The organism is Kitasatospora sp. NPDC003701 (genome assembly GCF_053587085.1).
This window is the reverse complement of record NZ_JBSFNM010000003.1, coordinates 100,073-124,678: the sequence shown is the minus strand read 5'-3', so window position 1 is coordinate 124,678 and position 24,606 is coordinate 100,073. Positions and strand designations below refer to the sequence as shown.

Genomic DNA, 24,606 nt, shown 5'->3' with positions numbered 1-24,606 from the left:
CGGGAACCGGGGGTGCGGACGAAAGCCCGGGGAAGGGTGACGGCGTCAGGCCGCGGGGGTGTCGGAGCCGACCGGGGTGCGGGCGGGGCTGCCGGTGCCGCCGGGGCTGCCGGTGTCGACGGGGGTGCCGGTGCCGGCCGAGGTGCCGGCGGGGCGGTCGGTGCGGGTGGGGCGGCCGGTGCGGGTGGGGCTCGGTCTTCTTCTTCGCATGATGGGCTCCCAACGGTTCGGCGCTGTATGCCCGGGACACTAGTCATGGACGCGTCAGACCGAAAGGGGGCGTGCGGGAGCAGCCGCGCGAGCCCCGAATGCGCCGGGGCCCGCGCGGACCGGTGCCGGGGTCAGCCCCCGAGGCTCGCGCGGACGGCCTCGACCAGGCGGTCGGCCCGGGCGTCGCCGTGGCCGATCATGCGGTTCGCCGTGTAGGCGAAGCCGATGCCGAACTCGTCGTCGCCGAAGGCGAACTGGCCGCCGGCGCCGTCGTTGCCGAAGCTGCGGGCGCCGAGCATCGGCCGGAACGACGGCGAGGGGAGCAGGACGCCCGAGCCCCAGCGGGCGCCCAGGTCGAAGCCCAGGAAGCCGGCGCCGGAGGAGAGTTCGCGGACGGCGTCGGTGACGGTCGCCGGTGAGAGCAGTCGCTCCGTCCGCGCGCCCGGGCCGGTCCCGACACCGGTGACGGCGGCCGCGTACAGGCCGGCCAGACCGGTCGCGGAGGCGACGGCGCCCGCCCCCGGCAGCTCGACGGCGTGCAGCGCCGGGTCGTTCCACCCGTGCGGCTCGTCCAGACCGGGGAAGACGAGCGCGCCGTTCATCGTCACGATGCGGGTCAGCAGGTGCTCGGGGCCGGGCATCGGGCGGCGGCCCCCGGCCTCCGCCAGCCGTGCCAGCCGGCCGTGTTCGGCCTCGGGCAGGCCGATCCAGGCGGACAGGCCGAGCGGGTCGCCGATCTCCCGGCGGAAGAAGGCGCCCGGGGTGAGGCCGGTGATCCGGCGGACCACCTCGCCGAGCAGGAAGCCGAAGACGTGGCCGTGGTACTCGTGCGTCGTGCCGGGCTCCCAGAGCGGCCGCTGCTCCTCGACGGCGCGGACGACGGGCGCCCAGGCCGCGATCTCCTCGAAGGAGAGCACGGCGTCCAGGGCCGGGAGGCCGGCCCGGTGGCCGAGCACCATGCGGCAGGTGATCGCCTCCTTGTCGTCCTGCTGCGGGCCCCGTCGGGCGAACTCGGGCCAGTAGCGGCTCACCGGGGCGTCGAGGTCGAGCAGGCCCCGCTGGGCGAGCAGGTGGACGGAGATCGCGACGAGGCCCTTGGCGCAGGAGAAGACCGGGACGACGGTGTCGGCCTCCCACGGGCGCCCGGTGCGCTCGTCCGCGACGCCGCCCCACAGCTCGACCACCTTCCGGCCGTCGGCGAACACCGTGACGGCGGAGCCGAGTTCGGGGAAGTCTGCGTAGTTGCGGGCGAACGCGTCGGCGACCGCCCCGAACCGCTCGTCGGCCCACCCCTGGTACTGCTGCATCGGTCCCGCTCCTCCGTTGTGCGGCCGCGCCGGTGGCGTCGGCCAAGATCGTCGACCGGCCAACGGTACGGCGGGGGCGATCCGGGCACGAGCGATTTACCACGGGGTCGGCGCCGGGGGCGGTCGACTCAGAGGCCGTCCGTCAGCCGGTGGAGCTCGCGGTTGAGCGCGCCGCCGGCGTGGGCGAGCGAGCCCAGGCCCCCGGGGAGATCCGCGGCCCAGCCCGCGTACTCGAAGCCGCCGGCCAGGTAGCGCACCGTGCGCAGTTGGTCGACGAGCGCGGTGAGCCGGTCGGCGTCGAGCGCCGTGTCCGGGCACTCCCGGGCGGCCCGGAAGACGGCCCCCGCGAAGCCGGTGACCTTGAGGGCGGTGAGCACCGTGTGGCCGTCGTCGGCCCCGTGCAGGATCTCGTACACGAGGTGCCCGTCGTCCTCGACCCTCTCCCGGACCAGTCCGGTCTGCGCGTAGAAGGCCATCACCACCCGCTTCAGGACCGTCAGCAGGGTCCGGAGGTCCTCGAACCCGTCCGGGTGGAGCAGGCTCTCGACGTAGCGGCGCATCCGCGGCGGCAGGCCGTTCGCGGTCCAGTCGCCCAGGGCCCAGACGTGGTCCTGGGCGGAGACGGCGACGGGGGCGAAGGCTCCGGGGGAGACGTCGGCCGGGACGCGGTCGCCGCCCAGGGCCAGGTGGTCGAGGCCGTGCCGGGCCCAGTAGCGGGCGACGGGTTCGGCGGGGGTGGTGAGCGCCAACCGGGGGACCGGGGCGGCCAGGTGGTCCAGGAAGCCGGCGGAGAGCCGCCGGTGGCCGCTCGGCAGATCGACGCGGTAGGGGTGGCCGGGGTCGGTGAGCCACTCCTCCAGCGAGTGGTGGAAGAAGCTGTAGCGGCCGTTCCGTTCGGGCATCAGGGTCGCGAGAGCGGTGAGTGCGGCGGGCAGCTCGTACGCCCGCTCCAGCCCGCAGACGGCGGCGACGACGCCGCCCGGGAGCGGCTCCCGGGCGGCGGCGACGGCTTCGAGCAGCGGACGGATCGCGGCGTAGCCGGCCCCGGTGGGGAAGTGGCGTGCGAGGAACAGTTCGTAGATTCCGGCCAGTCCGGGCGGCAGTGCGCCGAGGTCGGCGAGGGAGCAGCGGCCGAGGTCGATCGCCTGCAGCGCCATGGTGGCGTACAGGAAGTTGCCCTCGGCCGCGGCGGCGATCCGTTCCAGCGCGTCGCTCCTCGACACGCCCGCCGCGTCGAGGCGCTCGCGCCAGGCCGGTGCGGCGAGGTGACGGTCGATCAGATCGCTGACGTCGAGCAGGTTCTGCGGCTGCTCGGCGGCGATCGGCAGGACCCGGGCCCCGCCCAGGGTGGTGAGGATCGACGGGGTGGGGCGCGCGGCCAGGACGAACCGCACCCACGGGGGGAAGCGCTCGATCCGCGAGGCGAGCAGTGCCGACACGGTGTCGCGCCGGTCGCGACCGGCCCGGGACTCGTCGAGGCCGTCCACGACGATCACGGCGTGCCGGAGCGAGCCCCGCGACGGCGCCGGGAGCTGCCGCAGGACGGCGATGACGCCCTGGTCCAGCGCGTGGCCCGGGTCGCGCTCGATCTCCTCGCGCCGCAGCAACGCGCCGGTGCCGGGTGCGGCGGCCAGCCGCGCGAACTCCGGCAGGCCGTGCGACAGTTCGGCCACCAGGTGGCCGACGAAGGCGGCCGGCTCCAGCGTCGTACGGTCCTCGGCCGCGCAGAAGTAGTGCGCGAGGAGCCCGTCCGAGGCCGAGCGGTGCACGAGTTCGGCCAGGAAGGCGGACTTGCCCGTTCCGGGGGCGCCCGTGATCAGCAGCGCCCGCTCGTCGGTCGTCGACCGCCAGGACTGCACGGCGTCGAACAGCCAGCGGCGGCCGGTGAAGTCCCGCCGCTTCTGCTCGGCGTACCCGGAGAAGTCGATCCGGCGGGGAGCCCCGTCGGTACCGGGGCCGTGCTGGTGGAAGTGAATGCCACCGCTCACGGAGCCGGCCTGGACCACCGGGCCGTAGGCCGTCCCGCCGAACTCGTTGTGCGTCTCCTCGGCCACGGCCGTGCCCCCCTCGCCCCCGGTGGCACGAGTATGGCAGCGGCCGGGCCGGTGCGCCCCGGGATCGGGGTGGGCCGTCGTGGGGACCGGCTCAGTCGAGGACGGCGACGGCTTCGATCTCGACCAGGTGCTCGGGTACGTCCAGGGCCGCGACGCCGAGCAGGGTGCCCGGCGGGACCGGGGTGACGCCGAGCTTCTCGGCCGCCCGGGCGACTCCCGCCAGGAACAGCGGCAGCTTGTCCGGGGTCCAGTCGACGACGTGGACGGTCAGCTTCGCCACGTCCTCGAAGGAGGCGCCGACCTCGGCCAGGGCGGTGCCGATGTTGAGGTAGCAGCGCTCGACCTGGGCGACGAAGTCCCCCTCGCCGACCGTGACCCCGTCGGCGTCCCAGGCGACCTGCCCGGCCAGGAAGACCAGCTTCGAGCCGGTCGCGATCGACACCTGCCGGTAGGCGTCGATCTTCGGCAGTCCGTCGGGGTTCACCAGGGTGATGGCCATGCTGTCCGTCTCCGCTCGTGGTCTCTTGTGGTTACTGGGAAACCGTAGGAGAGTGTGCGCTGACATGGAAGAACGCACTTTTCGGTGACTGGGGAACCTCATGGTGACCAAGCAGTACAGCGGCTCGCCCGAAGACGCGGACCTGCGGCGCGCGGACTCCCTGGCGCGGGAGATCTTCTCGGACGTCGCCAACAAATGGGCGCTCCTGATCATCGAGGCGGTGGGTGAACGCACCCTGCGTTTCAGCGAGTTGCGCGACGAGGTCGAGGGCATCAGCCACAAGATGCTCACCCAGAACCTGCGCATGCTGGAGCGCAACGGCCTGGTGGAGCGGCGCGTGTACCCGACGGTGCCGCCGCGGGTCGAGTACACGCTCACCGGGCCGGGCGCCGGGCTGCGGGAGACGGTCCACCGGATGTGCGACTGGACCCGCCGGAACCTCGCCCACATCGAGACCTCGCGCAGCCGCTTCGACACCTGAGCGGGCGGTCGGGCGGTCGGGCGGTTGGGCGGGCGGTCGGGCGGCGCGGGCGGTGGCGGCGTGCTCTCCGGCGCCGCCCGGCCCGCACGGGGGCCGGGGCGGCGCGGGGACAGACGGCTCAGGCGAAGGACACGTCGTAGGCGCCGTCGCTGCGGGGGACGAAGTGGACCACACCGGAGACGCCCTCGTAGGCGAAGCCGCCACCGGTGGCGACGCCGTCGAACGTCTTGGCCTTGACCCCCTCGTGTGCGACGGGTACGACCGCGGACAGCGTGATCAGGTTCTCGTTGGTGAACTTGAGGACGGTGGTGCAGAGCACCTGGTCCTGCTCGGCGCCGACCTCGTCCTTGGCGCAGATCGAGTACGCGGTGCCGATGACCGACTCGTCACTGCTCGCCTTGATGTCGGCACGGCCGCCGAAGGCGTTGCCGAGCTCCTGCGGGACGCCGCCGAGGGGGGTGGCGAAGCTCCCGCCGATGATGATGTCCGGCACCGAGGCCGCCCTGGCCGCGCGGTGGTTGCCGGCCGGGGCGCGGGTGTCCGCCAGGGCCGGCACGCTCAGTGCGGCGGCCGTGGCGACGGCGGTGCCCGCCACGACGAGGGCGAGGGTGCGCTTGGCCGGGATGAAACGGTGCATGAGTCGTCCTCCAACACGTCGGGCCGATCGCCCGAATCCGGCGAAAGTGGATCACATCGGGTGAATCGTCCGAGCTGTTCACGCGGGACCGGCCGGAGGCTCGTGGGCGGCTACGAGCCCTTCACCGCAAGGGAATTGCCGCCCGCGAACGAAGAGGGCCGAGCCGGTCGGGTGGTGGCGGCAGTCGCCCGTCCGGCCAGCTGGATTCACCCGTTCGGCCCGATGCGGCGGCCGTTCGCCGACCTGCGGCCACCGGGTCTTCGGGCACCGTCGGACACGTCTCCGGGCGGTGTCTGTCGGGCCGACGGCCGGCGCCGGGAGGGCGGGCCTCCCTCGATGGGAACCGGTCCGGTCGGATGATCGTCGTGCAGGGTATGGCTTCCGTTCTCGTCCTCGGCTTCGACCCGCACGCGGTGCCCGGTATGGACGGGGATGCCGTGCGCGCGCTCCTGGAGCAGGAGTTGGCCCGCTTCGGCGAGCGCGGCATCACGGCGTCGACGGCGCTGATCGCGCCGGACGCATCGGCCGTGGCCACGGTGGTCGCGGCACTGTCCGAGCGGAACTGGGACGTCGTCGTCATCGGCGGCGGGGTGCGCAGGCCCGAGCCGCTGCTGACCTTCTTCGAGCAGGTCGTGAACCTGGTCCGACGGCATGCGCCCGGGGCCGCCATCGCGTTCAACTCCGGTGTCGGCGACAGCGTCGAGGCGGCCGAGCGGTGGCTGTGACCCCCGGCCCGGCCGCCGCCGTCACCGCCCCGATGTCCTGACCTGCCGTCAGAACTGTTCCACCGGCGTCAATATGGCCGTGATCACCCGGTGCAGTGAGCGGTCGAAGGCGGCGTCCGGGGCGGTGGGCGGGCCGGTCGTCGCGAACGCCGTGGCCAGGTGCGGGTATGCGCCGCTCGTCGCGGCACGGGTGAGGTAACCCACCAGCTCACCCTGCCACTTGGCGCCCGAGGCGGCTGTCCGCTCGTACTGCGCGTACTGGCAGACGAACCCGTTGAGCAGTGCCATGCCCTCCATCCGCGCGGCGCCGTTCAGGCCGCTCGGCTCGGTGACGGCGAGGAAGTGGTCGGTGTAGCGCAGGGCGTTCGGGCCGATGCCCGGGCGCGCGATCACCAGGGTGGGCAGCCAGGGGTGCCGGCGCATGACGGCGAGCTGCTGGTGCGCGAGCCGGCGGAGGTCCTCGCGGCAGTCCCCGGTGGGGGCGATGGCGGCGAACTCGTACTCGGCGGCGGCCGCGTCGAGCATCAGGTCGAGCAGGTGCTCCTTCTTCGGGACGTAGTTGTAGAGCGACATCGTCCCGGCGCCGAGCGCGGCCGCGACGCGCCGCATGGAGACCGCGTCCAGTCCCTCCGCGTCCGCGATGGCGATCGCGGCGGCGGCGATCGAGGCGCGGCTGTGGGCCGGCCTGGGGCCGCGGCCGGTGCGTTCGGGGCGCAGCCAGATCAGCTCCGGGGCCTCGGGGGTCGCGGGAGCCACGGGGGCGTCAGCTCCCCCGGTCGGCAGGGGGGTCTCGGGCGGGGGGCCGGCGGGGGGCCTGCCGGGTGGCACTGGCACTGGAAGATCACCTCGGTTCCCATCTTAGATACGTACGGCGTACGTAGTACGATGCGTGCGCAAGCACTTCTACGTACGCTGTACCTAGAGAAGGGCAGAGCCATGTCGGACACCAGCCGGCCCGCCGTCGAGATGGCGGGCGTGGCGAAGCGATTCGGCACCACCGAGGCCCTGCGCGGCCTCGACCTCACCGTCCCGGCCGGCACCGTCTGCGGGCTGCTCGGCCCGAACGGCGCCGGCAAGACCACCGCCGTCCGGGTCCTCGCCACCCTGGTCGCCCCCGACCGCGGCACCGCCCGGGTCGCCGGGTACGACGTGGTCCGCGAGGCCGAGGCCGTGCGGCGCAGCATCGGCCTGGCCGGGCAGCACGCCGCCGTCGACGAGGGCATCACCGGCCGGGACAACCTGCGGCTGCTGGGGCGGCTGCACCACCTCGGCGCCCGGGCGGCCCGGGCCCGCGCGGACGAACTGCTCGAACACCACGGCCTCGCCGAGGCCGGCGACCGCCTGGTCCGCACCTACTCCGGCGGCATGCGGCGCCGGCTCGACCTGATCGCCAGCCTGGTCACCAGCCCGCCGCTGCTCTTCCTCGACGAGCCGACCACCGGTCTCGACCCGCGCAGCCGGCAGGGGATCTGGGACACGGTCAAGGAGCTGGCCGCCGCGGGCACGACCGTCCTGCTCACCACCCAGTACCTGGAGGAGGCCGACCGGCTGGCCGACGACATCGTGGTGGTCGACCACGGCGCCGCGATCGCCACCGGACCACCGCAGCGGCTCAAGGCGGCGATCGGCACCCGGATCTCGGTCACGCTCGCCGAGTCGGCCGACGCCGGCCGGCTCGGCTCCGCCGCCGTGGTGCTGGCCGCCCTGGCGAGGAACGGCGACGTGGTGGCGGACCACGCCGAACGGACCGTCACCGTGGTCACCCGGCCCGGCGTGGAGGTGCTGCTGCCCGGGCTGGTGCGGGAGTTGGACGCGGTGGGGGTGGTGGCCCGGGACATCGCGCTGCGCCCGCCGTCCCTGGACGACGTGTTCCTGGCGCTCACCGGTGCCACCGGTGTCGGTGGTGTCGCCGGTGCCGCCGGTGCCGGTGTCCGTGGTGCTGTCGGGTCTGCCGGTGGTACCGGTGCCGACGGCGGCGAGGCCGACGCGCTCGGGAGGGTCGCCTGATGGCCGCCGGGTACGCCGCCCCTCCCGTGCCCTCCGCGCCGGGCCGGCTGCTCTCCGACACCTGGTCCGCGATGCTCCGCGTGCTGCTCGCCTACCGCCGCTCGCCCGGCATCCTGGCCGCCTCGCTGGCGGTACCGGTGGTGATGGTGGTGGTCTTCGGATACGTCTTCGGCAGCGCCATGCGGGTGCCCGGCGGCGGGAACTACCGCGAGTTCCTGATGCCCGGCCTGTTCGCGATGGTCGCCGTCAACGGCATGACACCCACCATGATCGGCGCAGCCCGTGACGTCGGGCGCGGGGTGACCGACCGGCTGCGGTCGATGCCGCTCTCGCGCACCGGCCTGCTGCTCGGCCAGACCCTGGCGGACCTCCTGGTCAGCACCGTCGTCCTGGCGCTGGTGGCCGTCGTCGGCCTGGCGGTCGGCTGGCGGATCAGGGGCGGACTCGCCGACGCCGCCGAGGCGTTCGCGCTCCTGCTGCTGTTCCGCTTCGTGATGACCTGGGTCGGCACGCTCGTCGGGCTGGCCGTGGGCAAGGAGGAGACGGCCGGCCAACTCGCCGTCCTCCTCTTCCCGCTGGCGATGGTGACCAACGCGTACGTGCCCACCGCCGGCATGCCCGGCTGGCTGCGGACGATCGCCGACTGGAACCCGGTCAGCGCCGTCGTGCAGGCCTGCCGCGAGCTGTTCGGCAATCCGTCCGAGCCGGGCCCGGCCTGGCCGACGCAGCACGCGGTGCCCGCCACCCTGCTCTGGTGCGCGGTCCTGCTGGCGCTCTGCGGACCGCTCGCGGTACGGAAGTTCGCCACCCACGGGCGGTGAGGCCGGCGCTCCCGGCGGGCCGACCGCCGGACCCGCCGACCGGTGGGTGGAATGTGCTGGACACCGGGGCCGGTGCGGCAGAGGGTGGGCACCATGGAGTTCACCCATCTTGGCCGTACCGGCCTGACCGTCTCCCGACTCTGCCTGGGCACCATGAACTTCGGCCCGCACACCGCGGAGTCCGACGCCCACACGATCATGGACACCGCCCACGAGCGGGGCATCAACTTCTTCGACACCGCCAACGCGTACGGCCGTGACGACGAGGGCAATCTGAAGGGCCGCACCGAGGAGATCATCGGCAGGTGGTTCGCCCAGGGCGGCGGCCGCCGCGAGCGGACGGTGCTCGCCACCAAGGCGTACGCCCCGATGGGCGACTGGCCCAACGAGGGCCGGCTCTCCGCCCTCGCCGTCCGCCGGGCCGTCGAGGCCAGCCTGCGCCGTCTGAACACCGATCACATCGACCTGTACCAGATGCACCACATCGACCGGGACACGCCCTGGGAGGAGATCTGGCAGGCGATGGAGGTCCTGGTCACCCAGGGCAAGATCATCTACGTCGGGTCCAGCAACTTCGCCGGCTGGCACATCGCCCAGGCCCAGGAGGCCGCCCGTTCCCGGCACTTCCTCGGCCTGGTCAGCGAGCAGTCCCTCTACAACCTGATCGACCGCACGATCGAACTGGAGGTCATCCCCGCCCTCCAGCACTACGGCCTCGGCCTGCTGCCGTGGTCCCCGCTGCGCAGCGGCCTGCTCGGCGGCGTCCTGCGCAAGCGGCGCGAGGGCGCCGCCGTCCGCGGCGTCATGGGCCACGCGAGCGAGATCCTGGAAGCCAACCTCGACCGCATCCAGGCCTACGAGGACTTCGCCGCCGAACTCGGCACCGACCCGGCCGACCTCGCCCTCGCCTGGCTGCTCAGCCGCCCCGCCGTGACCGCCCCCATCGTCGGCCCCCGCACCCTCGCCCACCTCGACGCCGCCGTCGCCGCCGTGGACCTCAAGCTCGACCAGAAGACCCTCGACCGCCTGGACGAGATCTTCCCCGGCCACCAGCCCGCCCCGGAGGACTACGCCTGGTAGCCCGACGCCCGTCGCACCGCTGCGCCCGGACCGGGGTCGAGGCCTGGGCGCAGCGGTGCGTGCTCAGCGCACCGCGTCGAGCAGCAGCCTCGCGGCCACCGTCGCCCCGTCGGTGCGGACGCCGCCGGCCACGGCGGTCGCCCGGGCCCGGGTCCCGGGAGTCAGAGCCCTCCGCAGTGCGGCCGAAAGGGACTCGGCGGTCGGCGTCGGACCGTCGTGCGCCGCACCGATGCCCAGGTCGGCCACCCGGCCGGCCCAGTACGGCTGGTCCGCCCCCTGGGGCACCACCACCTGGGGCACGCCGGCCAGCGTCGCGGTCGTCGTGGTGCCCGCACTGCCGTGGTGCACGACGGCGGCCGACCGGTGGAACAGCGCCTGCTGGTTGACCTCGTCGACGACGAAGCAGTCGTCCAGGTCGTCGATCGGGGCCAGCCCGGCCCAGCCGCGGGCGAGGACCACGCGGCGGCCCTGCGCGCGGACCGCCTCGACGGCCGCCCGGGCGACATCCTCCGGGGCGCCCACGGGCGTGCTGCCGAAGCCCACGTACACCGGTGGTGTGCCGGCGTCCAGGAACTCCACCAGGTCGGTGGGGAGCGGGCGTTCGTCCGGCAGGACCCACGCGCCGGTCTGCACCACGCCGAGGCCCGTCGGCTGCCACGGGGACAGCACCGGGTCGGTGGCCAGCCACGGCCGGTCGGTGAAGGCGAAGTCACGGACGCCTGCCACCGGCGGCAGGCCGAACGACGCCCGCTGGGTGTTGAGCTCCTCGCCGAACATGGTGTCCGCGATCCGGGCGTCCTCGTCCCACAGCGCCCGGTTGTCGGTCGCGTCCACCGGCAACGGCTGACCCCGCCGCGCGGGCGGCCGGCGGTGCGGCGACGGCAGGCTGACCGGCTGGTGGCTCGCGTGCACGTAGCGGACGCCCAGCTTCTCGGCCACCGAACGCGCGCCGGAGGTGGCCGGCAGCGGACCGGTCGCCACCACCGCGTCACACCCTCGGCCACCGCGGCGACCGTGTCGAACTGCGCGGCCATCAACTCGGCCGTACGCCGCGCCAGACCCTCCGCCGACCCCGGCGTCACGGTGGTCACCAGGGGGCGCACCGGCCGGCCGGTCGGCACCACCTCCATGCCGACGCCGGCCAGCCGCTCCGCGAACTCCTCGTCCGGCGGCGCGCACACCCGTACCTGCGCGCCGAACTCCCTTAGCCGTACCGCGAGTCCCACCATCGGCTCGACGCTCCCGCGCGCCCCGTACGTCGACAACACCACGCGCATGCAGTACTCCCCGTGCCAGCGGCTTCGTGCTCGGATCGGCGATTCTGCGGCATGGCAGGGGCCTTGCCGCAAGGCCCCCCTTGCGCTATATGTTGATCATGGCAAGGAGGCTGCATGCTCCTTCGCCCCATGCCGGCTGCGGACGGACAGCCTTCGCGCGAACCGGTGGCGCCACGTACGGCGGTCTGCACGCCACGCGTTGCGCGCCGTCTCCCGCGCCGTCTCTCGTGCTGACTCCCGCGCCGTCGGCGACGCGAGTCGCCCGCCCCGCGCCTTCGGCGTACCCGCCGGTCACCCCGGTGGGCTGTGGTAGCACTAGCTGGCATGACGGAGAGGCCTGCCGAGCGCAGTAGTTATCACCACGGGGCCCTGCCCGAGGCGCTGGTCGCGGCGGCGTTCGCGCTGTTGGACGAGGAGGGGCAGGCGAAGGTCACCATGCGGGAGGTGGCGCGGCGGGCCGGGGTGTCGGCGGGGGCGCCGTTCCGGCACTTCCCCGACCGGCAGGCGCTGCTGACGGAGGTGGCGGGCCAGGTGCTGGCGGACTTCGAGCGGTGGCAGCTGGCCGAGATCGAGCGGAGCGAGGGCCCGGCGATGAAGGCGCTCGGGCTCGGGTTCATCCGGTACGCGATCCGCCACCCGCACCGGTTCGAGCTGGTCCGCTCGCGGGTGTTCACGGCCTCCCGGCAGCCCGAGCTGCGGCAGCGGCTCTCCGGGATCGACGAGGCGCTGCTCGAATTCATCGTCGCGGACCAGGAGGCGGGCCGGCTGCGGCCCGGGGATCCGGCCCTGGTGGGGCTGGCCGGGCAGGCACTGGTGTACGGGCTCGCGCAGATGATCGTCGACGGGTACCTGCCGGCGGAGAAGGCGGAGGAGCTGGCCGAGCAGGTGGTGGACACCTTCGGTCAGGGAGTCGGCAACCGGAGCTGACGACCGGCGCCAACCGGCGGGAACGGCAGCACATTTGACGGTGCGTGGAGCCTTGACCGGACTCTCGGCCGCTGATGTAATCACCGCTTACATGGGTGGAGGAGAGAGCTGGAGGCACATATGTTCGCCAAACCGACTCCGGGATACACCACCGCGGCCGTCACCGGGGACACCGTGGTGCTGCTGATCGGGATGCGCATCAACCGCTTCTGGGCCGTCCACCACTGGATGCCGGTGATGGCGGCCATGTTCCGGATGCTCCACGACCTGGCCAAGGAGCCGGAGCGGGGGCTGCGCGGGCGCATCCTGCTGACGGCCTCACCGCGGACGTACTACGTCGTCCAGTACTGGGAGTCCAAGGAGAAGCTGTACGGCTACGCGGCCGCTCCGGACGCCTTCCACCACAAGGTGTGGGGGATCGCCAACCGCAAGATACGCGCCGGGAAGCTGCGCCAGTACGTGGGGCTCTGGCACGAGACGTACATCGTGCCGGAGGGTTCGTACGAGGCGATCTACTTCGACATGCCGCCGTTCGGGCTGGCGGGGGCCCACGGCTCGCTGCCGGTGGAGCGCCGGGGGCGGCGCGCGGCGGACCGGCTCGCCTACCGCTCCCGTGCGGAGGGCGGGGCGGAGCCGACGGCTTCGGGGTCGGCGGCGGGGTCGCCGGCGGCAGGGGGTTCGGGTTCGGGTTCGGGTTCGGGTTCGGGTTCGGGGTCGGCGGAGGGTGAGGAGCCCGGGGCGGTACCGGGGAAGGGGTCCGGGGCGGAGACCGCCGCGTAGCGTTGGTGGGGGCGGTGGTGGTGGCCGGGGCGGCCCGTGGTCAGTTCAGCAGGCCGCCCATGTGCGCGTCGTCGGCGAGGAGTTGCCAGGAGTGGCCCGGGGTCGCGAAGGCCTCCGGGTCGATGGCGGCGACGATCTCCTCGACCACGCCGCTCAGCAGTGACTGCGGGTCGAAGACCTCCCAACTGCCGGCCGCGCGCCCGTACTCCCAGCGGCGCCACTCGGCGCGCAGTCGCTCGCAGACCCAGAGCGAGTACAGCAGGGCGGACAAGTCCCGGTTGAGGTAGGCCTCGGGCTCGCCGACCTCGTTCCAGTCGGGCAGCTCCAGCCGGCCGGTGGCGCCGTCGAGGGCTATCACGAGGTCGTAGGGCCAGTCGCCGACGGCGAGGTGGTCGCGCTGGTGGTCGCGGTTCTGCGGGGAGGCGTCGGGGCCGTCGCCCGGAGCACCGGCCGTGGGTGCGCCGGGGGTGCCGTCCGTGGGCGCCTCCGGGGTGTCTTCCGGGCCGTCGTCGGGGCCGTCGTCCGGGGCGAAGTGCTCCGGGTAGGCCTCGGCCATGGTGCGCAGCGGTTCGTCGTCGGAGACGGTCAACAGCCCGCCGCCGAGCGGCAGTCCGATCTCGGAGAGCAGCCGCCTGGTCGGTGCGTGGGTGAGCCCGCGGGGCAGCTCCTCCGGACGGTAGCGGCGGACCAGCCCGTCGGCCCCGAGTGCGGCGAGGTCCTCGACCAGCTCCGCCCCGAGCTCGTACGCGAGCGCGCCCGGCCCGCCGGGGAGCGCGCCCCAGGAGAGGGAGCGCACCAGCAGGGCCGTGTCCCAGTGCGGGGGAGCGTCGTCGGCGCGGTCGTACAGGTCCGGGTCGATCGCGCGCATCCGCCGCCGGGCCACCCCGACCACCTCCGCGACCACCGCCGGCCCCCGGCGCCCGTCGAGCGCGGCGGGCTCCGCCGCCGCCACGGCCACCGCGTCGACCTCACGCATCAGCTCGACCAGCGCGGACAGGCTGGAGGCGATCAGATCGCGGCGCAGCCCGTCGTGGCGGGTGCCGCGACGCCGGGCGGCGAGGAAGACCTCGCCCGTCGCCCCGTCCAGCAGGACGGCGTCGCCCTCGTAGTCGGTGGCGGCGACGTACCCGGTCTCGCCGAGGACGAACAGCCGCTCCGCCGGGCCCGCGCCGAGCGCCCCCAGCGGGGGTGCGTCCAGGGCGGCGAAGTCCAGGAAGGCGCCCCTCCCGGGCAGCCCCTCCCCGGTCAGGAAGGCCCGGCTGGGCCGGTGGGACAACTCCTCCGGCAGGCCTGCCGACTCCAGGCGCAGGCGCCCGTCCTCGTGCGCCTCGATGCTCATGCCCGGCCACTCCTCCCCAACCCGACGATCCCGGTCGAACCTAGCGGCCACCACTGACAATCCCGGCGCAGCCGGTGACGACGCCGCACCCGGTGACGACGCCGCACCCGGTGACGAGGCCGCACCCGGTCCGAGTGTCGTGGGCCCGTGGCGGCGGAGCGGCGTGAGAGCGTCTGGGCATGGTGGAAGGCGGCGGCCGGGCGGCCGTGGTGCACGAGGTGCCGTACTACGCGCAGTGGGAGTCCCCGGAGCTGGTGCGGGAGATCATCGACGGGTCGGTGGGCGCGGCGGACGATCCGCGCTGGGGGCAGTCGGGGGCGGCCACGCCCGAGGAGTACGCGTACTGGTCCTGGCGGCTGTGCGGGGTGGCGTGCCTGCGGATGGCGCTCGACCGCTGGTGGGGTGTGGCGCCGCCGCAGGTCGCGCTGGCGGCGGAGTGCCTGGCGGCCGGCGCGTACGAGCGGGACGGCGAGCGGCTGCACGGGCTGATCCACACGCCGTTCGCCGCGTACGTCCGCGAGCGGTGGGGGCTGGCCGCGCAGGCACGGGAGTTGACGGCCGAGGAGGTGGCGGCGGAGGTGTCCGCCGGGCGGTTGGTGATGCTGTCCGTGCACCCCGAGATCCGCGAACCGGAGGGCCCCGAGCCGCACCGGCGCGGCGGCCACCTGGTGCTGGCGGTGGGCGTCACCGGTACGGCGCTGGTGATCCACAACCCGTCCGGGTTCGCGGGGGAGTCGCAGGCCTACGCGCATGTGCCCTGGCGGCGGTTCGACCGGTTCTACTCCGGCCGGGGGATCGTGCTCGGCCCGCCGGAGCTCGCCCGGCCGGCCGATGGGGGAGGGCCGGCGGCGGAGGAGGCGGAAGGAGCGGAAGTAACGCAGCAGGCGGAAGGGGCGCAGGAGGCGGAAGGGGCGCAGGAGTCCGGGAGTTGACCGGGCTCCGGCTCATGTCCCCGGGGCCGGGGGGAAGCCGTCCGAGGCGCCGGCCGGCCGGCCGTGCTCCCAGACGCTGTCGAACTCGGTCCGGAAGTGCTCGAACCACGGGTCGTCACGGTGCGGCAGGACGGTGAACACGGCGTCCCCGCTGGCCGAGCTGTGCGAGTAGATGTCGACGTGTATCCGGCCGCCCGGCCGCTGCGGATCGAGCAGGAGCAGTCCGAACGCCGGGACGAAGCCGAGGAAGCGGACCTCCACCCTGCCCTCTACGCCGGGTGTCTCGGCGAGTTCGCGGAGCAGGTCGACGGACGAGCGCAGCCGGTTGCGGTACATCTCGGCCCGCTCGGGGATCGTGCTGCGGCGGGCCGCCTCCTCGGGGGCGGAACCGGCCGGGTCGATCAGCGCCACCTTGACCACGGCCCCGGCGACGGCCCGGCGCTGGAGTTCGTCCACCAGGTTGCGCACCGTGCGGGAGAGCGTCACTCCGACGATCCGGATGTCCTGCGCGGTGCGCACCTGCTCGACCAGGCCCGCCTTGTCCGTGCCGAGGAAGTCCGCGGCGGCGACCTCCCCCCTGCCCCGGGCGCGCACCTCGGCGGTCAGCTCGGCCACCTGCCGGCGGCTGACCAGCATGCCGCCGGCCAGCAGGGCCAGCGTCGCGAGCACGGCGGCCGACAGGACCTCGCTGCCGACCGTGCCGAGGACCCCGAGGACGGCCAGCACCAGGGAGAGCAGGGCGGTCGTGTAGATCTCCAGGTTCTGACCGGTCGAGAGATCCGCGCGCAGCCGCCGAAGAAAACGCATGGGGACCATCGTCGGGACGGTCCGGGGCGGTGTCAACGAGAAGCCGGAGGCAGGGGCGTCCTCCTGCTGTCCCGGCGCGCGGGTGGTGTTCGTCGAGCCGGCCGGCCCGATCACCTCGGGTGGCAGGTGATCGGGCTCCGGGGGTCCGGGGGGCCCGGGTGTTCGGCTGTCGGGCTGTCGGGCTGTCCGGGTGTCCGGTTGTCCGGATGTCTGGGTGTTCGGGTGGCGGGGCGTCAGGCCGTCGTGGCCGGCAGCCCGATCGGGTTGATCGGCGGCAGCGAGCTGCGACAGAGCGCGGAGATCGGCGTGAGGGCGGCGGCGAGCCGGTCGAGCTCGGCGCGCGGGTGGCTCTCCCAGACCCGGGCGGCGGCCAGGTCGGTGGCGGCCTCCAGGGACTGGTGGCGGATCCGGCCGCATTCGGTGATGGTGCCGCGCTCGGTCAGCCAACCGCGCTCCACCAGGCGGGCGGTGGCGGCCGCCCACTCCTCGTCGGTCCAGCCGCGCAGCGGTTGCAGCACCTCCCGGCGCACGTCCAGCGCGCAGCGCACCACCAGCGCCTCGCAACCGTCCAGTCCGGCGGAGACCAGCGCGGCGACATGGCCGTCGCCGCGGTGCTCGCGCATCACGGTGGCGGCCTGCCAGAGGCGCCCGTACAGCCCGGCCGGGCGGGGGACGGCCGCGTTGGCGGCGGCCAGCACCCGGCCCGCGCAGTCCAGCCGGCTGACGGCCCGCTCCAGCAGGTCGGCCACCAGCTCGACCTGCGCCGGCTCCACGTGCTCCAGCAGCCGGGCGAGCGCCGCCGACGAGCCCTCGACCCGGGCGGCCAGGGCGGTGTCCGGGTCCACCAGCTTCCAGACGTCCGGCAGGGCGCGCTCCACCGCCGAGGGCGCGAAGTTGAAGAAGGTGGCGATCACCGGCGGCGCGTCGACCGCGCCCAACGGCGCCGCCCGGCCGGCGAAGTAGCCGCGCCAGCCGCCGCGCAGACCGGCGTCCTCGAACGCCGCGCGGCCCTCGGGCGAGAAGTAGGTGACGGCGTGCACCGGCTCGAAGAGCCACCACAGGGCTCGGGCGGGATGGACCAGATCGGCCAACGGAAGACCTTCCTCGAAGGGAGCGCGGAGGGTGGGTGCGAGAGCTGGAGGGAGCGGGTCGGAGGGTGAGGGGCGACAGCGGGGCGGACGCGGTCGGCGTCGGCGGGGGCCGCTGCCGAGCCGTGGCTGGGGAGCTGTGGTGCGGACCGTGCGGAGGGTGTGTGGTGGAAATGGAGCGGGAACGAGGGTGGCCGGAGCCGCGAACGCCGGGTTGCACAGGGCTGATGACCACGGCGGCGGTCACGGTAACCCTCGCGCGGGTGTGATGCGGGTCACGGGGAGGTCCCGCCGTTCAGTTCCCGCCGACTCCCCGCGAGATGATGGGGAGAGGTGCCCGCTCCCGGCGCCGGAACCCTCGTAGGAAGCATCGGAAATGGCGCAGATCAACCCCAGCATCCTGTCCGCGGACTTCGCCCGGCTCGCCGACGAGGCCGAGGCCGTCAGGGGCTCGGACTGGCTGCACGTGGACGTGATGGACAACCACTTCGTGCCCAACCTGACCCTGGGCGTCCCGGTGGTCGAGGCACTGGCCCGCGCCACCGACACCCCGCTCGACTGCCACCTGATGATCGAGGAGCCGGACCGCTGGGCCCCGCAGTACGTCGAGGCCGGCGCCGGCTCCGTCACCTTCCACGTCGAGGCGGCGGCGGCGCCCGTCCGCCTCGCCCGCGAGATCCGCGCCAAGGGCGCCCGCGCGTCCATGGCGCTCCGGCCGGCCACGCCGATCGAGCCCTACGAGGACCTGCTGCCCGAGTTGGACATGCTGCTGATCATGACGGTCGAGCCGGGCTTCGGCGGCCAGGCGTTCCTCGACATCATGCTGCCGAAGATCCGCCGCACCCGGCAGCTGATCGACAAGCACGGCCTGGAGCTGTGGCTGCAGGTGGACGGCGGGGTCTCGGCGAGCACCATCGAGCGCTGCGCCGAGGCGGGCGCGGACGTCTTCGTGGCCGGCTCGGCGGTGTACGGCGCCCAGGACCCGGCCGAGGCCGTCACCAAGCTGCGCGGGCTCGCGGACGCGGCGACCGCGGATGCCTGGTGGGCCTGCAAGCACTGAAGGACCGGGGACACCGCCCCCGACCTGCGGTGACGAGTTGTTGATCAGCTGTGACGCACACGGTGCGGCCCGACGGGCCGGCCCGACGTACAGTGCTGGCTGACTGTCGGAGGGGAGAACCGTGGACCTGGAGCACCAGGGGAGTGGGCACGTCGGAGTGGGCGCGGGCGCAGGTGCGGGCACCGGGGTGCGTGCCGGAGCGGGTGCCGTCGCGGGCGCCGGGGTGCGTGCCGCGGCGGTCCCGCCGCCGCCCGCAGTACCGCCGCTGCCCGCTTCGCCGCCGCCGCCCGCTGTGCCGCCCGTGATCGGGGCGGGCGTGCCGGGGGCTCCCGGGGCTCCCGCCGGGCCCGCAGGAACGTTCGGCCCCGGGACGCTGGGGCGGCGCCGGCTGCTCAGGGCCGGCCTAGGCCTCGGCGGCCTGGCCGTCGTCGGCACCGGTACGGCGGTGGCCCTGTCCGGCGGCTCGTCGGACCCTGCGACCCCCGGCGGATCCGACGGCCCGGGCACGCCCTCCGGCGCCGGCACGTCCACGGCCACGGCGCCCACGGGTACGGCGGCGCCGTCGTCCCCCGCCGCCTCCGTCGTCCCCTCGCTCCGCAACGAGGAGCAGCGCTCGGCGGCCCGCAACGGCGCCGCGGTGAAGATGATCACGATCGTTCCGCAGGGCATCGCCCGCCCGGCCGACCTGCCGGTCTGCGTCGCCCTGCACGGGCGCGGCGCCACCGCCCAGGCGTGGACCGACCTCGGGCTGCCGCAGATCCTGGTCGCCGCGATCGCGGCCGGCGTCCCCCCGTTCGCGGTGGTCGCCGTCGACGGCGGCGACGCCACCTACTGGCGGCGCACGCCGTCCGGCGACGACCCGCAGAAGATGCTGCTGGACGAGCTGCCGGGCTGGCTCGCCAAGCAGGGGTTGCGCGCGCCCGAGGCGGCGATGGGCATATCGATGGGCGGTTTCGGCTCGCTCCGCTACGCCCGCAACCGGGGCGCCGGCTTCGGCCCGGTCGCGGTGCTCAGCCCGGCGCTGTTCCGCAGCTGGGGGGACGCCAAGGCGGTGGGCGTCTTCAAGGACGAGGCCGACTGGCGCGAGAACGAGCCGCTGCTCCACCAGGACCAGCCGCACGGCCGCCCGATCGGCGTCTGGTGCGGCACCGAGGACCCGTTCTGCGACGCGGCCCGCAAGCTGGCCGGCGACACCGTCCAGGCCCGCTTCACCCCCGGGGTGCACGACGCGGCGTACTGGCGCAAGGTCCTGCCGGACGCGGTCGCCTTCCTCGGCCACGCCCTGGCGGGTCGCGGCGCCGGCTGACGGCCCCGGCGGGCGGTTGCCGGGGCCGTGCCCGCCGTAGGTGGAGGAACGCGCCCGGTTGATGGATGATCGTTGCCGATGCCCTCCGGCCCCGGACCGCACGTCCCCGGCCGGCCCCGACCCGTACGGTGGTGGATCCGCGACATGAGCAACCTCGACCAGAAGCCCGCTGCGACCAGTTGCGGCGGCGAGTCCGGCGGCGGACCGGTCCGCGAACTGCTGACCGGACGTCAGGTCCCGCTCGGCGAGAGCACCGTGGTGCGCCGCCTGCTGCCCAACCTCGGCCGCCGGATGGTCGGCGCGTGGTGCTTCGTCGACCACTACGGCCCCGATGACATCGCCGACGAACCCGGCATGCAGGTCCCGCCGCACCCGCACATGGGCCTGCAGACGGTCAGCTGGCTCCACCAGGGCGAGGTCCTGCACCGCGACAGCCTCGGCAGCCTGCAGACCGTCCGCCCCTACGAGTTGGGCCTGATGACCTCCGGCCGGGCGATCTCCCACTCCGAGGAGTCCCCGCGCGCGCACGCCCGCTACCTGGAGGGCGCCCAGCTCTGGGTCGCCCTCCCGGACGCCCACCGGCACACCGCCCCCGCCTTCGAGCACCACGCCGACCTGCCCGTCGTCACCGCCCCCGGCCTGCGCGGCACCGTCATCCTGGGCAGCCTCGACACCGCGACCTCCCCCGGCACCGCCTACACCCCCCTGGTCGGCGCCGACCTCGCCCTCGCCGAGGGCGCCGACCTCAAGCTCCCCCTGGAGCCCGGCTTCGAGTACGCCGTGCTCTCCATGTCCGGCAGCGTCGACGTCGACGGCGTCCGCGTCGAACCGGGCTCGATGCTCTACCTCGGCAGCGACCGCCGCGAACTCCCCCTCCTCGCCCGCACCGACGCCGCCGTCCTCCTCCTCGGCGGCGAGCCGTTCGAGGAGAAGCTGGTCATGTGGTGGAACTTCATCGGCCGATCCGGTGAGGAGATCGTACAAGCACGGAACGACTGGGAAAAGGGAATTCGCTTCGGCGAGGTCCACGGCTACGACGGCGCCCGCCTCCACGCCCCGGCCCTCCCCGACATCCCTCTGAAGGCCCGCGGTCGAGTGCGCTGACCTGGGAATATGCATCGGATGAAGCACCTGCTCCGGTCGCTGTCGACTGGACTGTTCCGGCATCCGAAGCGCATTGGAAGGGCGGTCGCAGGACGAGTTCCGCTTCCCGTGCCTGCCTCCTCGGGAGGCAAGGCACGGGTGCGTCGATTCTCAGGTCTACGCGCGTTTCACAAGGTCTGCTCGTACTGATGCTGACTTTCTGCTGGCTTTTCTGACTGATCGTCAGTGGCAGATTCGGCCTGGTCGGCCACCGCTTGACCGAGCCGACTTCGCTGTGGCTCGGACTGCACCAGGATCAGTTTGCTGCTCCGAAAGTCTGCGTCGTTGTGGTGGCGGCGCCGCGCGGCCCCCGATGGGTGCGCTGTAGCGAGATCACTGTGGATCTGGCGACGCTCGGCGACTCCTTCGGGCTGGGCGAGATCCACGAGTGCTGCTTCCTGTCGGACGGCTTGATGAACGGGAACTGGAAGCTGGACGCGGCAGCCGGCTCGTTCGCCCTGAAGCGGATCATGGATGTGCCGCTGTCACTGGCGCGGCGGAACCTTGCTGTGTTGCAGCATGCTGCGGGAGCCGAGGCGGTCGTTCAGTCCGCCGGTGGCCAGCACGTCTGTGCGGAACGCATCGGCGCCGAGCGTTCGGACGACGGGGGGCGGCGCCCCGGCCCTGCTTGTGGCTGGTGGGGTGAACACGGTCAGCGGGTTGCGTGGAAGGCTGCGAGGGTTTCGAGTGCTGGTGCCGGGGCCTGCTCCATGCGGCGGTATCTCTTCGACGGGTCGAGGAGGAAGCGACCGGCGCCGGTCGCTCGGTCGACAAGAGTGCCGGTCGGGGCCGCTGCGGGAGTTGGTGTCAGCCTCCGGGGTCGATGGCCACCTGGGGGTCCGGGTCGGTCGTGTCGACCTCGGTCTCCATGCTGTCCGGCGGGCTGCTGTTCAGCTCGACCGTCACCGTGTGCCGAACGCAGTCGCGACATGCTGGTCGGCGGAACTGGATTTTCTGGTCCGGCCCCGCTGACCGTTCCTGTCGGCGCCGATCGGATTCGCTCCGGCAGGTCGCTGACCGGAGCGCTGTGGCGTCGGTCGCATTAGGCGTTCCATTCATCACTCTCCGTGTTTATCGCGGCGATCGGCGGCCGGCGCGCCGTCGGCGGAGATGGCCTCGCATTGGCCTAGTCCACCAGGGAGTAGTTACTTTTGGTGGTGAATGTTGATCTCTGGGTGAAATTGGTTCGCCTGGGGTGCGTGAAAGAAGCGGGTCGGCTGATTTCCTGTTCGCAGGTCCGAAGCGGACCACGGCGAACGCAAGGTGACGCCGTATTAGCCACAAAAGGTCTCCCTCATGAAGATCGCCCCGCTCCTGTGCATCCCCGGCCGCCGCGCAGCGTGCCACGCGGCTCCCCGCGGCCGCCGCCGCGCGGCCCGTCCGCGCTCCGGCCGCCACCGGGAGGCGTGAGTGAACGACGACTCCCTCCCGTTCGCCGTAGGCCCCGACCCCGGCGACGACCCCGACACCGGCATGTTCGGTGCGGCCGTGGAACTGCCGGTGGACGGGATGCCCGTGGACTACGAGGCCTTCGTCCTCACCCACCGCGCCTCCTACCTGCGCTTCGCCGAGGAAGTCCTCGGCGGTCCGGAGGCCGCGGAGAAGGTGGTCCACGAGGTCCTCGTGGAGATCGCGATCCACTGGCACCAGCTCCTGGCTGGCCCCGATGTCGTGGTCACCGCCTGGGGCATGCTCTGCCACGCCATCCGCGTCGAGGTCCGCACCATCGAGCGCAACCCGCAGCTCGTCGCCCGCCTCGATCGGTTGCGCACCATCCTGGAGCAGATGCGCGCGGCACTGCCCACCGAGGAGATCGGCAGCGAGAAGGCCGAGGACTGGGACCCGATGACCCACCTCCTCGCCCGACTCCGGGTCCTCACCCAGCGTCAGTTCGACATAGTTGCCCTGAAGGCGGCCGGGCGTTCCAGCCACTTCATCGCCTGGTTCTTGGGGACGCACCCGAGCACGGTGGACCGCGACCTGCGGCGCGCCATGGACCAGCTCGACGAGGAGCTGCGCCCGTTGAACCTCCTGAAGCCCCCCACGACCCGCAGCAAAGGAGACCGCCGGTGACCGAGCCACTTGCCGGACCCCCGGAGCGGAACACCCCGCGTCCCGGGCGCCGGCTCGCCGACCACGACCTCGAACTCGAACTCCACACCGACACCGCGACCGGAACTCACGCCTGGCCGGCCGGATACGAGGCGACCGGTGACCGGGCGGTGGCGGTTGACCTGATCCTCGCCGAGCGCGAGGCCGACCCCCCGCCCACCGAGTTCCCGGCCGGCGGACCGGGCCTGGGTGCCGCCCTGCGGCGGATCGCCGAGGACGTCGCGCGCCACCAGGCCGGCTGCTACCGGGAACCCGACTGGTGGCACCACTACAACCGGGCCCGCCTCGGCCTGAACTCGCTCTCCCGCTCCGCGCTCACCGGGCCCAAGGCGCTGGCCATGCTGGCCCGCTTCGCCCGTAACGACGACGGCCCCATCACGGTCTTCGACCCCGACGCCGACCTGGAGATCGAGGGAGCCAGGATCTTCGGCTGCCTGCTCCACCTGGCCGGCCACCCGCTCTCCGCCGCCTTCTGGTGGAAGATCGCCGCCGGGGCCGGCGACCGGACCGCAGCCTTCGCCATCTACCTTCAGCACCTGGAGCACGGCGAACTCGACAAGGCGAGCTTCTGGTTCACCCAGGGCTGCCTTGCCGCACCCGGCACACCGGGTCTGCCGCCTGCCGTGCCCCCGCTGCCCGGCTACTTCAAGGTGATCACGGCCGTCATGCCGCCCTGGCACCCGGCCGAGAACACCCAGCCCGCCGCCGGCCTCGTCCACGAGGTCGACCGCCTGGTCGTGCACGCCGACCCCGCCTACGCCGCCAACTTCGACGGCATCGCCCGCCGCCCCGGCCCCCGGCTCGCCAGCCGGCTGGAGGAGCTGGCCGGGCACCGCTGAGCGCAGGTCCGGCTGCCAGTGGGCCGGACACGGCCCTCCCGCCCGGTCCCACTGCCCGCCGACCGCGACGCGGCGCGATGTCCGCGGCCCGTCGTGCTCGGCGGTGGGTGTGACGGAGCGGAATATTCGAACAAGTGACTACCCCTAATTCTTCTAGGGGTCGCGGCCGGTACGGGGTGCCATCGTCGGGACGTCATGAGAAGGAGCTGTGTGATCACCTCGGGGCGTCCGGCTGTGGAATCCCCCTGCGGTTCTCACTCCTGGTGAGGCTGCTCGGACAGCTGCTGCCCTAGCCACGGCGGGATCCGCGACCGGTCCAGTGAGCACGGTGGAGGCCGCCGTCCCAGAGCATGGGGCGGCGGCCGCGGCGTGGGCGCCTGCCGAGTGAAGGCCGACGCCTGCGTCAGGAATGGGCCACGGCGTCCCCGCGCAGGTGATCGAGGAGAGATCGCACCTGTGGTTATGCCGAATTGGCGGCTGATTGACAGGTGGGCGCGGTCCGGCGCACTTCCTTCGGGGGCCGTTGGAAGAGGGGCCCCGTGGGCACATGGGTCCGACGTCGGTGCCGCATTGGCTACGCGCGGACGGGCAGCGCGAGGCGTTCGATTCGGGAGGCCAGGGCGGGGTCGCTCTCGGTGTGGCCGAGTCGGCACATGGTGGTGGTGCGGACCGCGGTGGCTTTGACGCCGCGCATGCTCATGCACAGGTGCTCGCCCGTGGTGAACACGGCGACGTCGTCGGCGCCGGCGGCCTTGGCGAGGTCGTGGGCGACGTCACGGGTGATGCGTTCCTGGAGCTGGAGGGCGTGAGTGTGGGCCTCCAAGTGCCGAACCAGCTTGGACAGGCCGAGGACGGCGGCGTCCGGTGTGTAGGCGACGGAGACGTCGAGGCGGAACGGGAGCAGGTGGTGCTCGCAGACGCTCCACACCTCGATGCCGCTCAGCAGGACGAAGCCGCCGTACTGCCCTTCCTGGGCGAAGGTGGTGGTGAGACGGCCGGGGTCGAGGCCGAGGAATTCGCCCCACCAATCGGCGAACCGGCGGGGTGTGTCCTTGAGGCCGCCGCGGTCGGGGTCCTCGCCGAGGGCGAGCAGGAGCTGGCGGGTCAGCTCTTCGACGCGCGGGCGGTCGACGGGCCGGCGCGGGGCGTGCACGGGTATGGACGTCATGGTCGTC

Annotated in this window: 24 protein-coding genes and 2 pseudogenes; 14 read left to right on the top strand and 12 right to left on the bottom strand. The window is 73.5% G+C overall.

Annotated elements, in window-relative coordinates; genetic code table 11:
- Nucleotides 1–45: 45 nt before the first annotated feature.
- The 4 genes from ACWDRR_RS04165 to ACWDRR_RS04150 all read right to left on the bottom strand — a co-directional run bounded on the left by ACWDRR_RS04165 (nt 46) and on the right by ACWDRR_RS04150 (nt 4,070).
- Nucleotides 46–210: a hypothetical protein gene (locus tag ACWDRR_RS04165; RefSeq protein WP_449770633.1), complete on the bottom strand. Its 165-nt coding sequence runs from the start codon at nt 208–210 to the stop codon at nt 46–48.
- A 131-nt stretch (nt 211–341) separates the two neighbouring features.
- Entirely contained in the window at nt 342–1,517 is a 1,176-nt protein-coding gene (locus ACWDRR_RS04160; protein ID WP_449770632.1) for a serine hydrolase domain-containing protein, read from the bottom strand.
- A 128-nt stretch (nt 1,518–1,645) separates the two neighbouring features.
- A complete protein-coding gene (locus ACWDRR_RS04155) occupies nt 1,646–3,571 on the bottom strand; it encodes an AAA family ATPase (protein WP_449770631.1) in 1,926 nt (641 codons plus the stop codon).
- 91 nt (nt 3,572–3,662) lie between these two features.
- Complete coding sequence (locus ACWDRR_RS04150) at nt 3,663–4,070, bottom strand: RidA family protein (RefSeq protein ID WP_449770630.1); 408 nt, start codon at nt 4,068–4,070, stop codon at nt 3,663–3,665.
- A gap of 100 nt (nt 4,071–4,170) precedes the next feature.
- Between ACWDRR_RS04150 and ACWDRR_RS04145 the strand changes: the two genes are divergently transcribed.
- Nucleotides 4,171–4,551, top strand: coding sequence for a winged helix-turn-helix transcriptional regulator (locus ACWDRR_RS04145; protein ID WP_449770629.1), 381 nt, complete (start codon nt 4,171–4,173; stop codon nt 4,549–4,551).
- Between the two features lie 118 nt (nt 4,552–4,669).
- Here ACWDRR_RS04145 and ACWDRR_RS04140 read toward each other — a convergent pair whose 3' ends face one another.
- Nucleotides 4,670–5,188, bottom strand: a complete 519-nt coding sequence (locus tag ACWDRR_RS04140; protein WP_449770628.1) for a hypothetical protein — start codon at nt 5,186–5,188, stop codon at nt 4,670–4,672.
- Nucleotides 5,189–5,562: 374 nt separating this feature from the next.
- Between ACWDRR_RS04140 and ACWDRR_RS04135 the strand changes: the two genes are divergently transcribed.
- Complete coding sequence (locus ACWDRR_RS04135) at nt 5,563–5,913, top strand: hypothetical protein (RefSeq protein ID WP_449770627.1); 351 nt, start codon at nt 5,563–5,565, stop codon at nt 5,911–5,913.
- Between the two features lie 48 nt (nt 5,914–5,961).
- On the opposite strand, the gene ACWDRR_RS04130 is transcribed toward ACWDRR_RS04135, so the two are convergent.
- Nucleotides 5,962–6,669 (bottom strand): TetR/AcrR family transcriptional regulator, encoded by a 708-nt coding sequence (locus ACWDRR_RS04130; RefSeq protein WP_449770626.1) that lies wholly within the window; start codon nt 6,667–6,669, stop codon nt 5,962–5,964.
- Between the two features lie 180 nt (nt 6,670–6,849).
- Between ACWDRR_RS04130 and ACWDRR_RS04125 the strand changes: the two genes are divergently transcribed.
- From ACWDRR_RS04125 to ACWDRR_RS04115, 3 genes are all read left to right on the top strand, one after another.
- Entirely contained in the window at nt 6,850–7,920 is a 1,071-nt protein-coding gene (locus ACWDRR_RS04125; RefSeq protein WP_449770625.1) for an ATP-binding cassette domain-containing protein, read from the top strand.
- Entirely contained in the window at nt 7,920–8,741 is an 822-nt protein-coding gene (locus tag ACWDRR_RS04120; protein ID WP_449770624.1) for an ABC transporter permease, read from the top strand. The genes ACWDRR_RS04125 and ACWDRR_RS04120 overlap by 1 nt, the downstream gene beginning before the upstream one ends.
- A 93-nt stretch (nt 8,742–8,834) precedes the next feature.
- Nucleotides 8,835–9,821, top strand: coding sequence for an aldo/keto reductase (locus ACWDRR_RS04115; protein WP_449770623.1), 987 nt, complete (start codon nt 8,835–8,837; stop codon nt 9,819–9,821).
- A gap of 63 nt (nt 9,822–9,884) precedes the next feature.
- Here the strand turns inward: ACWDRR_RS04115 and ACWDRR_RS04110 are convergent.
- Nucleotides 9,885–11,098, bottom strand: a pseudogene (locus ACWDRR_RS04110) (glycosyltransferase).
- A 324-nt stretch (nt 11,099–11,422) separates the two neighbouring features.
- Between ACWDRR_RS04110 and ACWDRR_RS04105 the strand changes: the two are divergent.
- Nucleotides 11,423–12,025 carry a TetR/AcrR family transcriptional regulator gene (locus ACWDRR_RS04105; RefSeq protein ID WP_449770622.1) on the top strand — a complete coding sequence of 201 codons (603 nt, stop codon included), beginning with the start codon at nt 11,423–11,425 and terminating at the stop codon, nt 12,023–12,025.
- Nucleotides 12,026–12,145: 120 nt separating this feature from the next.
- A pseudogene (locus ACWDRR_RS04100) lies at nt 12,146–12,655 on the top strand (DUF4188 domain-containing protein); the annotation flags it as partial.
- 190 nt (nt 12,656–12,845) lie between these two features.
- On the opposite strand, the gene ACWDRR_RS04095 reads toward ACWDRR_RS04100, so the two are convergent.
- Nucleotides 12,846–14,144: an SUKH-4 family immunity protein gene (locus ACWDRR_RS04095; RefSeq protein ID WP_449770621.1), complete on the bottom strand. Its 1,299-nt coding sequence runs from the start codon at nt 14,142–14,144 to the stop codon at nt 12,846–12,848.
- Nucleotides 14,145–14,323: 179 nt separating this feature from the next.
- On the opposite strand from ACWDRR_RS04095, the gene ACWDRR_RS04090 reads away from it, so the two are divergent.
- Entirely contained in the window at nt 14,324–15,076 is a 753-nt protein-coding gene (locus ACWDRR_RS04090) for a C39 family peptidase (protein ID WP_449770620.1), read from the top strand.
- 12 nt (nt 15,077–15,088) lie between these two features.
- On the opposite strand, the gene ACWDRR_RS04085 is transcribed toward ACWDRR_RS04090, so the two are convergent.
- Nucleotides 15,089–15,883, bottom strand: a complete 795-nt coding sequence (locus ACWDRR_RS04085; protein ID WP_449770619.1) for a hypothetical protein — start codon at nt 15,881–15,883, stop codon at nt 15,089–15,091.
- Between ACWDRR_RS04085 and ACWDRR_RS04080 the strand changes: the two genes are divergently transcribed.
- Entirely contained in the window at nt 15,882–16,013 is a 132-nt protein-coding gene (locus ACWDRR_RS04080) for a hypothetical protein (protein WP_449770618.1), read from the top strand. The genes ACWDRR_RS04085 and ACWDRR_RS04080 overlap by 2 nt on opposite strands.
- Nucleotides 16,014–16,116: 103 nt before the next feature.
- On the opposite strand, the gene ACWDRR_RS04075 is transcribed toward ACWDRR_RS04080, so the two are convergent.
- Nucleotides 16,117–16,974, bottom strand: coding sequence for an SCO6745 family protein (locus ACWDRR_RS04075; protein WP_449770617.1), 858 nt, complete (start codon nt 16,972–16,974; stop codon nt 16,117–16,119).
- Nucleotides 16,975–17,347: 373 nt separating this feature from the next.
- Here ACWDRR_RS04075 and rpe point away from each other — a divergent pair, with 373 nt between their 5' ends.
- The 3 genes from rpe to ACWDRR_RS04060 all read left to right on the top strand — a co-directional run bounded on the left by rpe (nt 17,348) and on the right by ACWDRR_RS04060 (nt 20,441).
- Nucleotides 17,348–18,031 (top strand): ribulose-phosphate 3-epimerase, encoded by a 684-nt coding sequence (gene rpe / locus ACWDRR_RS04070; RefSeq protein WP_449770616.1) that lies wholly within the window; start codon nt 17,348–17,350, stop codon nt 18,029–18,031.
- A gap of 316 nt (nt 18,032–18,347) precedes the next feature.
- Complete coding sequence (locus ACWDRR_RS04065; RefSeq protein WP_449770615.1) at nt 18,348–19,337, top strand: alpha/beta hydrolase; 990 nt, start codon at nt 18,348–18,350, stop codon at nt 19,335–19,337.
- 144 nt (nt 19,338–19,481) lie between these two features.
- Nucleotides 19,482–20,441: a pirin family protein gene (locus ACWDRR_RS04060; protein ID WP_449770614.1), complete on the top strand. Its 960-nt coding sequence runs from the start codon at nt 19,482–19,484 to the stop codon at nt 20,439–20,441.
- Nucleotides 20,442–20,608: 167 nt separating this feature from the next.
- Here ACWDRR_RS04060 and ACWDRR_RS04055 read toward each other — a convergent pair whose 3' ends face one another.
- Nucleotides 20,609–20,866, bottom strand: coding sequence for a hypothetical protein (locus tag ACWDRR_RS04055; protein WP_449770613.1), 258 nt, complete (start codon nt 20,864–20,866; stop codon nt 20,609–20,611).
- 1,024 nt (nt 20,867–21,890) lie between these two features.
- Between ACWDRR_RS04055 and ACWDRR_RS04050 the strand changes: the two genes are divergently transcribed.
- Together ACWDRR_RS04050 and ACWDRR_RS04045 are read left to right on the top strand one after the other, a co-directional pair.
- Nucleotides 21,891–22,553, top strand: a complete 663-nt coding sequence (locus tag ACWDRR_RS04050) for an RNA polymerase sigma factor (RefSeq protein ID WP_449770612.1) — start codon at nt 21,891–21,893, stop codon at nt 22,551–22,553.
- Entirely contained in the window at nt 22,550–23,431 is an 882-nt protein-coding gene (locus ACWDRR_RS04045) for a hypothetical protein (protein ID WP_449770611.1), read from the top strand. The genes ACWDRR_RS04050 and ACWDRR_RS04045 overlap by 4 nt, the downstream gene beginning before the upstream one ends.
- Before the next feature lie 574 nt (nt 23,432–24,005).
- Here the strand turns inward: ACWDRR_RS04045 and folE are convergent.
- Nucleotides 24,006–24,599 carry a GTP cyclohydrolase I gene (folE, locus tag ACWDRR_RS04040; protein WP_449770610.1) on the bottom strand — a complete coding sequence of 198 codons (594 nt, stop codon included), beginning with the start codon at nt 24,597–24,599 and terminating at the stop codon, nt 24,006–24,008.
- Nucleotides 24,600–24,606 lie beyond the last annotated feature (7 nt).